Genomic DNA, 10,380 nt, shown 5'->3' on the forward strand with positions numbered 1-10,380 from the left:
CTTGGTGCGAAAGCGCCAGGTCTTTTTTATGCACTTGATTTGGTGTTTTCATATCCAAACTTAAGTGCGGTCGCATTTCATTGTATATAAATATCGATTCTTCAACGAGCTGTTTTAACTCTGCCATATTGCGACATTTATACAGTAAAAACTCTTGCTTTAATATCCCGTTAATACGCTCTGCTAATGCGTTTTGATAACAGTCATACCCATCGGTCATCGATGGTCTAATGCCCTCTTTTAATAGCGCATTTTGATATACTTCAGAGCAATATTGTAAACCTCTATCTGAATGATGAATGGCATCACGTTTATATACGCGTTGCTTAATTGTCATTTCTAATGCTCTGACTACATCGGTTGCTTTCATTTCATCACTCAGCTCATAACCCATTATTTTTCGACTGTAAGCATCAGTGACTAACGATAGGTAATGCACGCCTTGCGCTGACTTTACGTATGTAATGTCACTAACGAAGACTTCCTCGGCCGCAGTAGGCATGTATTCCTTTAGTAAATTGGGATGCTTGCGCATCCAATGGTTACTGTTTGTTGTTTTAGTGTAATTTTTCTTTGGTTTTACAAGAAAGTCATGCTCTCTCAAATAATCAAAAAAACAATCACGACCTAGTTTAATGCCACGCTCTTGCAGGTCTGGCTTTATCATCAGATAAAGTTTCTTCCCACCAATACGAGGCATGAATTGCCGCCAGTACATCACTAATTCTTTGACTGGCTCCAATTCTTTATTCCGAGCATCTATTCTGCGCATAGCTTGATAGTAACCTTGTCGCGTTACGCCATATGCACGGCATAACGGAGTAAGCTTTATTTGATGGTTTTCTTTTGCGCGCGTGATAGCTCGGATATGTACTTTTTTCGCAAGCCCGCTCCATATTCTTCATCCATAATATTAATCATTTCATCTTTGATTAAATCCTTTAGGCGTAACTCTTCTATCTCGCGCTCTAAACGTTTAATTTTTTGTGCTGGGGTTTCTTTCGATTTAGGCATGTTGGCTATATAAGTTGGTTTAGACCAATCTAATTTACCATGTTTTCGCAGCCATACCAGAACGGTACTGCGGCCTTGAATACCGTAATGACTTTGCGCTTGTTTATAGGTGAAGTCGCCTTTTTCTACTTGCTCAACAATAGATAATTTAAAGCCTAATGTATAATCTCGCTGAGTACGCTTAACGTCTTTAATTTTAGTGGTTTTCATAAAATAAGTCCTAAATGTGTAAACACATTTCAGGACAAGACAGCAAAACCATTAAAAAAGGCCGATTTATCGGCCTTTTTTAATACTGTAATTTTCTCAAACTAAAAACTGTAACTAAGCTCAGCGCAGTTAGCGCTTAAAATTAGTAGCTTGAGATAAGTTTATTATTCAGCGCCTTGGTTCGTCACCTTTTCTAAAAAGGCCTTTCGCTCAGCAATCGTGGCTTGCTGCCACCAAAATTCTAGCATTTGCGGTGCACTTGGCATGCCTTTGCCATTAATAGGCGCAATAGGCTTTATAGGTTGGCTTGGACGCGTTGGACCCGCTGGCACCGTATTTTGTAAAGCAGGCTTTTGACTTGCAAGCTGTGTATTTGAAATAACACTAAGCGGCTGTGCCACAGACGCGCCCTTTGCTTTTAAACTTACCTGTGGTGCCTCAGCAAATATTTTCGCTGATACCGCGTTATCGGCACGATTAAACACCATGTCGTAGTCTTTGTTATCGTCAATAGTAATATCTACCCAAAACGGTTCAGACTCTATTACCTCATGGTCGTCAAAGCCTAGCTCGTATAAATCGGTGTATTTTAATTTTAATCGATAAGACCCAGGGGCAAGTTCAATGTCGTCAACGCGGCTAAATAGAGAGCTTTCAATCACTCTTTCGCCGACTTGTAAAGGCACTAACTCTTCAGGAAAGTGAATATTTCCGGCACTTACTGACATACTCATCAATAGTGCCGCAGCTGCAGTTATTAACATTGGTTTACGCATAAAAACTCCTTTATTTGTTTTGAGTTTGACACTGCAAACAAAATTTGTCATTAGTGACTTTAAATTCAAACCTTACACTGAAACGATTATGAGCACAGAAACATTATTTACAAAAATTATTAACCGCGAAATTCCTGCCGACATTATTTACGAAGACGACACTACCCTTGCATTTAAAGATATAAACCCGCAAGCTCCTTTTCATGTGTTAATTATTCCAAAAAAAGCAATTGCCACTATCAATGATATTAATAGCGAAAACTCACATTTAGTTGGAAATTTATACGAGGTTGCTGCTAAATTAGCCAAGCAATTTAACTTTAGTGACGATGGCTACAGAGTAGTAATGAACTGCAATAAACACGGCGGGCAAACCGTGTATCACATACATTTACATATGCTTGCAGGCAAAGAAATGGGCTGGCCTCCGTATCAAGAAGCTAAAAAATTAAAAATTTAATAATAAAAATTCACTGGAATTATTAGTATTTAGCTAGTTACAAATGTTATGGTTTATCATGTATATAAAGTGAAAAATAATTACTTATTTGCAACATTTTATGTTTAAATAATCGTAAAATCGTACTTGTTCACAAGGCGAAACCCGACTTTCTAATACAAAAGGTGTGGAAGTCGTGATAAACTTAACTAGTCAGCTTTATAAAAAGAGTATAAAAACATGAGCAGTTCAGCCTTTTTGTTATTAGATCAAGAGCCAATTAACACCATTGGCATTAACGTTTTAGAACCTTTGTTAAAAACGCAAGGCCTTGACGTAACCACGGGTACAAATATTTTAGATGTACCAGAAGGGACTCGATTACTGTTCATTGAAACATCAAGTAACGATGCATGGGGTAAACTAAAAGAACAGCTAGTTAACCTGCGCACCAAGTGCGATATCGTATTATTTAACCTAGACGAAAACCCAGAGCTCGCTAACCGCGCGCTGTTGAGCGGTATTCGTGGCGTGTTTTATACGACAGATAACGCTGATGTATTAATGAAAGGTATTCGCTTACTTTTAGAAGATCAGCTTTGGTACAGACGTGACATTATGTGTAATGCATTAAACCGCATGCTGCAGTTTAATAAAGACGCACTACACAAGCTGACCGAAGGTGACATAGAGCCAATTAAACTCACTAAACGAGAAAAAGCAATAATCTCGTTAATGAGTAAGGGTTCTAAAAACAAAGAAATTGCTGAAGATTTAAGCATCAGCCCACACACAGTTAAAACACATTTATACAGCGCATTTAGAAAAACTAAATGTCGTAACCGTATTGAGCTATTATCTTGGGCTCAACAAAACATTCCAGACGAAATTCGTTAATCAATTTCGTAATTTAAAAACAGGCACTTATGGTGCCTGTTTTTGTTTATGCTGCATGCTTGTTAAATTAATCGCTTTTTATTACTCTATTTAAAGTACCCATTGCTGGAAACTCTATGCTCGACTCATTTACCCTCTTTTTTGCCAGCATTGCCGTTATTATTGTAATGACCCTTCTTAATTTTTTAACTTGGCGTACCAACAAAAGTACCCCAGGTACTCTACTTTATATTTTTTACCCGGTTTTATTACTAGGCGCAGTAATTGGCTTTACGCTTATTGGTAAAACGCACAACCTTATTGTGATTAGTATTGCCAGCAGTATGATGTTTGGCGCATCAATTGTGCACAGCTTGGCTATATGCCAATTTTTAGATTATCGGGGTATTGGCTTTAAGCTACTGTGCTCCTTTACCGCGTTTAGCGCCGTAATGTTGGGGTATTATTCTTTTATTGACCCTTCTTTACGCGAGCGAATTTACGTCTCGGATGTACAGCACATTGCAGAAGCCGCTTTTTTGCTGTTTTTATTTATTAAATATGCCCGAAAGCCCTACCCAAATGGCACCATTGTTTACATTTTAATATTAACTTTAGTTGGCCTGAGCTTTATCAGCCGCTCACTATTTATGGTTAATATTGAACAACCCCTGCTATTGCAAAGCCCATGGTTTAGCAGCTTACTGTTTTTAAATGGCGTTATTGCACCTATGTTTTATGCCGCCGGTATGGCGCTTTTGTGTAATGAACGCAGAGAAAAAAACCTTAACAAGCTGGCCGACAAAGCCCAAAAAGATTTAGAAATTAGAGGCCTGTTTTTATCAACGATTAGCCATGAAATTCGCACCCCTCTTAATGGCATATTAGGCAGCGCCCAATTGGTTATGAACCAAAGCACCGACACCCGCAATAAAGCCTATTGTGAGGCCATTATTAATTCAGCCGAGTCATTAAATTTACTGGTTGATAAAGTGCTCGACTACGCAAGCCTAGATCAAAGTGATGAAGCACTTTACGAAGAAGACATTGAATTTAAAACCTGGTTAAACAATTTATGTTTATTGCTCAGCCCATTAGCGGAGCAAAAACAACTTAAGTTTGAACTGGTATGTAATATCCCTGAACAAGCCTGTTACTACTGCGATCAGCAAAAATTAAGGCAAATTATTATTAACCTTGTTGGTAACGCCATTAAATTTACCGACCACGGTATAGTAAAAATTCAGGTTGATTTAATAAGCGACAGGCAACTTGAGCACACCATAAAAATTAGCGTTAAAGACTCAGGCCCTGGTATCGAAAAAGACGAAATAGCCTACTTAACCGAACCCTATGTACAAAGTAGCGCCGGCAAAGAAAAAGGCGGCACCGGCCTTGGGCTTGCCATCACCAGCCGCTTACTAGAAAAGCTAGGCAGCCGTTTAGAAATAACCAGTCAACTAGGCACTGGTAGCGTATTTAGCTTTACTACCACCTTTACGCTAGGGGAACTTAGTTTGGTAGAGCAGCGACATCAAAACAAAGACTACTTAACCGGCCTTGAAGTACTGCTAGTCGAAGATTTAGATTTAAATCAAAAAATTGCCATTGAATTTATGGCCGAAGATGAGCATAAAATAAAGCTCGCCAAAGATGGCAAAAGCGCTATTGAACTGCTGCAAACGCATCACTTTGACGTTATTTTACTGGATATGAACCTGCCAGACTTTACCGGCCAAGAAGTATTAAAACGACTGCAGCGTTTGGAGCATAAAAACCAGCGCACGCCCGTACTGGCTTTTACAGCAAGCTTAAGCCCTGATGAGGTAAAAGAATACTTAGCTCTGGGAATAAAAGACATAGTAGGCAAACCAATTAAGCAGCAAAAGCTTCGCCAAGCACTGAGTGATTCACAATCCAATCAAACTACAAATATAGCTGTAGAGCTAATAGACACCTTATACGACGAAACCGCAGCAGAAACACTAACCAGCTCATTTAGTGAGGATGAAGTGTCGTCGATTTACAATGAATTTGTACTCTCAGCACGGACTAAACTAACCCGATGCCAAGAACTTATTGACCAGCGACCAGAGCAGTGCATTAAATTATTGCACCGCCAAGCAAGCACCGCGCTGCAATTAGGCTTTAACCGTTACGGTATTGAGCTTAAAAAAATAGAGCGCCGCCTGCTTGATAACAAACCCCATAACAACCTGCTAGATGAGGCGTTAGAGCTATGGCAGCGCAGCCTAGAACAATACTTAAAGTACGTGCGCGGGCAGTTGGGTTAATGGGCTTTTCAATTGCAGATTAAGCTGTTTACTCTCTTCCATACTTATCATCAAAACGCTCTATGTCACTTTCATCTAGTACGGCGCCAGTTTGTACTTCAATGACAATTAGCGGCTCTTTTTGATTGTTCGCTAAGCTGTGTATTTGTTTTGCTGCAATGTAGCAAGATTGGTCGTGGCTAAGTGTTAATGCTTGCTTATCAATACGTACATCGGCAATCCCCGATACCACCACCCAATGCTCTGCACGATGCTGATGGCGCTGCGTTGAAAGTTTAGCGCCGCTGTTTACGGTTATTTTTTTAACTTTAAACCCTGCCCCTGTTACTAAAGTGCGGTAATTGCCCCATGGCCGATACACAACCTGATGGTGATTGAGTTTATCACTTTGGCTAACCGCTAATTGCTTGAGTAATAAAGGCAGACCATCGAGCTTGTTTTTATTGGCAACGAGGGTGGCATCGTGGGTATGAATAATAGCTAAGTCGCTAACCCCAAGGGTAGCAACGCTGTGATCGTTTTCGCTTAAAACAAAATTATTAGTACTATTTTGCGCGCTATGGCTGTCGTTTTCATTATTGCCATGTGCATCTTTTTTAATAAGGCTAGCCAAGGCACTAAAGCTGCCTACATCACTCCAATTAAGAGCAACAGGCAGCACTGCTACATTATTACTGCGCTCTAAAATGGCGTAATCGATAGAGTCACTTGGGCAGGTTTTAAGTGGCCCACTTACCGGCCTTGTAAACCCTAAATCGTCAGAGAAATTAGCCGCCGCGCTTACACTGTGTGCAATTTTTGGGGCAAAGCGTTCTAGTTCATTTAAATAGGCTTGTGGTGTAAATAAAAACATCCCGCTATTCCAGCTATAACCGCCTTGAGTTAAATAATGCTCAGCGGTAGCCAAGCTGGGCTTCTCTTTAAATTCAGCCACTTTATAGCAATTTGAGCCTGCTATTTTACTACCTTGCTTAATGTAGCCAAACCCAGTGTGGGGCTGTGTTGGTGTAATTGAAAACGTGACCAGCATACCTTGCTGGGCTAATTCAATTGCATCGTTTAGTTTAAGTGTGAGCTCAGTAAAGTTGGATATATGATGATCGGCAGGCATCACCAGTATTGGCCCGGTTATGCCTTGCTGTAAAGCGTAGTGTGCTGCCAGCGCAATAGCCGGCGCGGTATTTTTACCCTGGGGCTCTAACAAAAGTGCATGAGGAGGGGCCTGTGCACTTTGCTCAGCAGCAATAAAACGGTGCTGTTCGTTACAAACAAGTATTGGCTTTGCAAACCCCTTGCCCGACACACGCGCTAACGTGCTTTGTAATAGTGAGTGTTTGTTATCAAGCAGAGGTAAAAATTGCTTAGGCATAGCTTGGCGAGAAAGCGGCCATAACCGTGTGCCAATGCCGCCCGCTAAAATTACCGGTGTAATAAGGGTTGTANTGGCTAGGCGCTAATGCTTAGCGATTTATACCAAGGTAAACGCGTCGGCATCTAAATAAGCAGGAAACGAAGCTTTAAAATCATCGAGCGGTGCTTTTTCAAGTGTTACGGTAAGCAACTCTTGTATATTGTCTTTTGCTTTGGCGATTGTATCGCCTTTAAAGTCGTACACGGCCGTGCCGCCATTGTGCGCAACACCATTGCCATCGTCGCCAACACGGTTAACGGCTANCTACTACATAACATAGGTTTTCCATAGCACGCGCCATTAATAGCGTATCCCAAATATGGCGACGAACCGCAGGCCAGTTTGCAACGTTTATCATTACATCGTAATCATTATTGTTGCGCTGAAAAACCGGAAAGCGCAAGTCGTAACATACTTGCGGCAGTAACTTAAAACCGTTAATTTCAAACGTTTTACGCGCTTGTCCTGCGACAACGTAATCGCCCTCACTGCCTAAGCGAAATAAATGACGTTTATCGTAATAATTTACCTCGCCACTTGGGGTCACCCAATAAAAGCGATTCGCTTTTTTATCGCCTTGAGCAACCAAAACCGAACCTGCAATAACAGCTTTATGTTTATGTGCTTGGGTTTTTAGCCAGCTCAGCACTTTGCCATTTTCGGGCTCTGCGCAATCAAGGTTAATAGCAAAGCCTGTGGCGAAGGTTTCGGGTAGTAAAATTAAATCAGGTTGAGCGCTCATCGCTGCTAATTTTTTATCAAACATGGCTAAATTGGCGTCTTTATCAAGCCAATGCAGCGCACTTTGAACGAGTGTAAGCGTTAAAGTTGACATAATATTTGCGCGGCCTCTATTAAGGTTTCATCGTTTTTAGCAAAACACAGTCGAATCACTTTATCATTTGAAGGTTGCTTATAAAACACACTTAAAGGAATAGCAGCAACCCCAGCTTGCTCTACTAACCAGTGGCAAAAATCTACATCATTAAGATCAGACACTTCACTGTAATCGAATAATAAAAAGTACGTACCTTGGCTTGGTAAAATATTAAAACGGCTGTCACTTAAGTGCTGTGCCAGTAAATCGCGCTTTTGCTGATAAAAATTACTCAGCTCATCTACATGCTCGCCTTGTTGTTCAAGCATGTCGGCCAATGCGTGTTGTGCAGGTGTAAAGCTTGAAAAAGTAACATACTGGTGTATTTTTCTAAATTCAATAGCAAGCGGTGCAGGCGCAATACAGTACCCCATTTTCCAGCCGGTACTGTGAAATGTTTTGCCAAAGCTTGATATAATAAAGCTTTTTTCACGCAGCTGCTCATCACAAAGCATGCTTAAGTGCTTATCGCCATCAAAGGTAATATGTTCGTAAACTTCATCACTTATTACATATAAATCGTGGTCGCTTACTAACGATTTAAGCGCGTTTATATCATCGCTTTTAAGTATTTTTCCGCTTGGGTTGTGTGGCGTATTAATAATTATAGCGCGCGTGTTTTTGCTCACTGCGCTTCGAACAGTTTGCCAATCAATAGCATAATCGGGTGCATGCAATGCAATATGAACTGTTTTACCGCCAGCAAGCTCAATGGCAGGCTGGTAAGAGTCATAAGCGGGGTCAAACACAATGACTTCATCATCGGGGCGTACTATAGTTTGAATAGCCACAAATAATGCTTCGGTGGCGCCCGACGTTACCGTAACTTGCTCAGCTGCATCAATGTTAGCCGCGTATTTACGCGAAACTAAATTTGCTATTTGTTGCTGTAAACGGGGCACACCACTGGATGGCGAGTATTGATTACCCCCTTGCTGAACATAAAAATTTAGCTGGTTTTTCAGTAGTTCTGGCGCATCAAACTCAGGAAAACCCTGCGATAAATTTATTGCCGAATGCTGACTTGCCAAACCACTCATTTGGCTAAATATACTAACACTTAAATTTGGTAATTTACTTTCAAACACGACAGGCCCTTAATGATGGTTTTGCGCTTAAAGCGATGCTATCATTGCTTAAAACAGAAGTATAGCCGTCTAAAATTAAATAGCTTTATATCAATTTGCTTAATTAACTGAGCTATTTTGAGGTAGCAAAAACGCAGCTCGCGTTTGGTTTAGCGCCTCAAACGCATTAAGTATTATTACGCATTGGTATTACACTCATTGGTGAGGAATGTATGCACAACAATACCGCTATTTCGCAACTTATTGAAGCCGGAAAATGGATCAGTCAAAAAGGCTGGGTTCCCGCCACCGGCGGAAATTTTTCGGCGCGCACCGCAACAGGGTATGTGGTTACCGCTAGCGGCTTTGATAAAGGTCAGCTCGGTACACACACGTTCATTGAGCTTGATCATCAAGGTAATCGCACTAAAGGTGCTGGCAACCCATCGGCCGAAACGCAACTGCACCTAGGCATGTATAAGCTTATTCCGCACGCAAACGTGGTGCTGCATACTCACTCAGTAGCAGCCACCGTACTATCGCGTGTAATTAAAAGCCATGCATTAAATTTAAGCGGTTACGAAATGCAAAAGTCACTCAGTGGAGTAACCTCGCATTTAGATACGCTCAGCATTCCTATTTTTGAAAACGACCAAGACATAGACCGCTTAAGCTTGCTGCTTAGTGATCACCACTTACATACACCCATTGAACATGCAGTGTTAATTCGTGGGCATGGCGTTTATGTAGTAGGGCGTAATTACAAGCAAGCACTTCGCCATTTAGAAGGGTTAGAGTTTTTATTTAGTTGCGAGCTGGAACGGTTAAAAATAGAAGGTATTGGGGCACAGCTATAATGATAAAAGCAATTTTAACTGATATTGAAGGCACCATAACACGTATCTCATTTGTAAAAGAGGTGCTGTTTCCGTATGCAGCCAAGCAACTAGCAACGTTTATGCGCTTAAACGAAAATAAAACCCATGTCGCTGAGCAAATAGCGGCTGTTAAAGCCATTATTAATGAGCCAGATGCCGATATAGAAAATGTCATTAGCGTGTTACTAAAATGGATTGAAGAAGATAAAAAAATTACCCCTTTAAAGCAAATACAAGGGCTAATTTGGCAAACGGGCTACGAGCACGGGGATTTTAAAGGCCACCTATACGCAGATGCGTTTGAGTTTTTACAAGCTCAGCACGCTCAAGGCACCGCACTCTATGTCTATTCATCAGGCTCGGTAAGGGCGCAGCAGTTACTCTTTAAATACAGTGACTATGGCGATATACGCCCCCTGTTTAATGATTTTTTTGATACCAAAGTCGGCGCAAAGCAAGAGCAAGCAGCCTATAACACTATAGTTAACCAGCTCCCCTTTAGTGCTAACGAAATCTTGTTTTTAAGTGATGTGGCAGG

At 41.0% G+C, this 10,380-nt stretch carries 9 protein-coding genes and 1 pseudogene; 5 read left to right on the plus strand and 5 right to left on the minus strand.

What is annotated here, in order from left to right; genetic code table 11:
- Window positions 1-1,224 (minus strand): IS3 family transposase gene (locus tag L650_RS23685; protein WP_128081053.1). Its coding sequence is split into 2 segments (ribosomal slippage), with 1,225 coding nucleotides annotated over them: window positions 1-873 and window positions 873-1,224; the frame shifts between segments, so codons are not numbered across the junction. This gene is flagged as partial in the annotation.
- A gap of 164 nt (window positions 1,225-1,388) precedes the next feature.
- Window positions 1,389-2,000, minus strand: a complete 612-nt coding sequence (locus tag L650_RS0108845; protein ID WP_029772876.1) for a DUF2057 domain-containing protein — start codon at window positions 1,998-2,000, stop codon at window positions 1,389-1,391.
- 88 nt (window positions 2,001-2,088) lie between these two features.
- Here L650_RS0108845 and L650_RS0108850 point away from each other — a divergent pair, with 88 nt between their 5' ends.
- The 3 genes from L650_RS0108850 to L650_RS0108860 all read left to right on the plus strand — a co-directional run bounded on the left by L650_RS0108850 (window position 2,089) and on the right by L650_RS0108860 (window position 5,609).
- Window positions 2,089-2,460, plus strand: a complete 372-nt coding sequence (locus L650_RS0108850; protein WP_029772877.1) for a histidine triad nucleotide-binding protein — start codon at window positions 2,089-2,091, stop codon at window positions 2,458-2,460.
- A 219-nt stretch (window positions 2,461-2,679) separates the two neighbouring features.
- Complete coding sequence (locus L650_RS0108855; RefSeq protein WP_004587492.1) at window positions 2,680-3,336, plus strand: helix-turn-helix transcriptional regulator; 657 nt, start codon at window positions 2,680-2,682, stop codon at window positions 3,334-3,336.
- A gap of 116 nt (window positions 3,337-3,452) precedes the next feature.
- Window positions 3,453-5,609 (plus strand): ATP-binding protein, encoded by a 2,157-nt coding sequence (locus L650_RS0108860; RefSeq protein ID WP_029772878.1) that lies wholly within the window; start codon window positions 3,453-3,455, stop codon window positions 5,607-5,609.
- A gap of 28 nt (window positions 5,610-5,637) precedes the next feature.
- Here the strand turns inward: L650_RS0108860 and L650_RS0108865 are convergent, their stop codons facing one another.
- From L650_RS0108865 to L650_RS0108875, 3 genes and pseudogenes are all read right to left on the minus strand, one after another.
- Window positions 5,638-7,041, minus strand: coding sequence for a mannose-1-phosphate guanylyltransferase/mannose-6-phosphate isomerase (locus L650_RS0108865; protein ID WP_085065452.1), 1,404 nt, complete (start codon window positions 7,039-7,041; stop codon window positions 5,638-5,640).
- Between the two features lie 36 nt (window positions 7,042-7,077).
- A pseudogene (locus tag L650_RS0108870) lies at window positions 7,078-7,855 on the minus strand (amidohydrolase).
- The gene (locus L650_RS0108875; protein ID WP_029772879.1) at window positions 7,843-8,985 is read right to left on the minus strand and encodes a methionine aminotransferase; all 1,143 of its coding nucleotides are present in this window, start codon (window positions 8,983-8,985) and stop codon (window positions 7,843-7,845) included. The pseudogene L650_RS0108870 and the gene L650_RS0108875 overlap by 13 nt, the downstream one beginning before the upstream one ends.
- 212 nt (window positions 8,986-9,197) lie before the next feature.
- Between L650_RS0108875 and L650_RS0108880 the strand changes: the two genes are divergently transcribed.
- Together L650_RS0108880 and mtnC are read left to right on the plus strand one after the other, a co-directional pair.
- Window positions 9,198-9,821, plus strand: a complete 624-nt coding sequence (locus L650_RS0108880; RefSeq protein WP_004587487.1) for a methylthioribulose 1-phosphate dehydratase — start codon at window positions 9,198-9,200, stop codon at window positions 9,819-9,821.
- On the plus strand, window positions 9,821-10,380 hold a 560-nt coding region (mtnC, locus tag L650_RS0108885; RefSeq protein ID WP_029772880.1), incomplete at its 3' end, for an acireductone synthase. The genes L650_RS0108880 and mtnC, both read left to right, overlap by 1 nt.

Source organism: Pseudoalteromonas sp. TB51, from assembly GCF_000498055.1.
Taxonomy (GTDB): Bacteria; Pseudomonadota; Gammaproteobacteria; order Enterobacterales; family Alteromonadaceae; genus Pseudoalteromonas; species Pseudoalteromonas atlantica.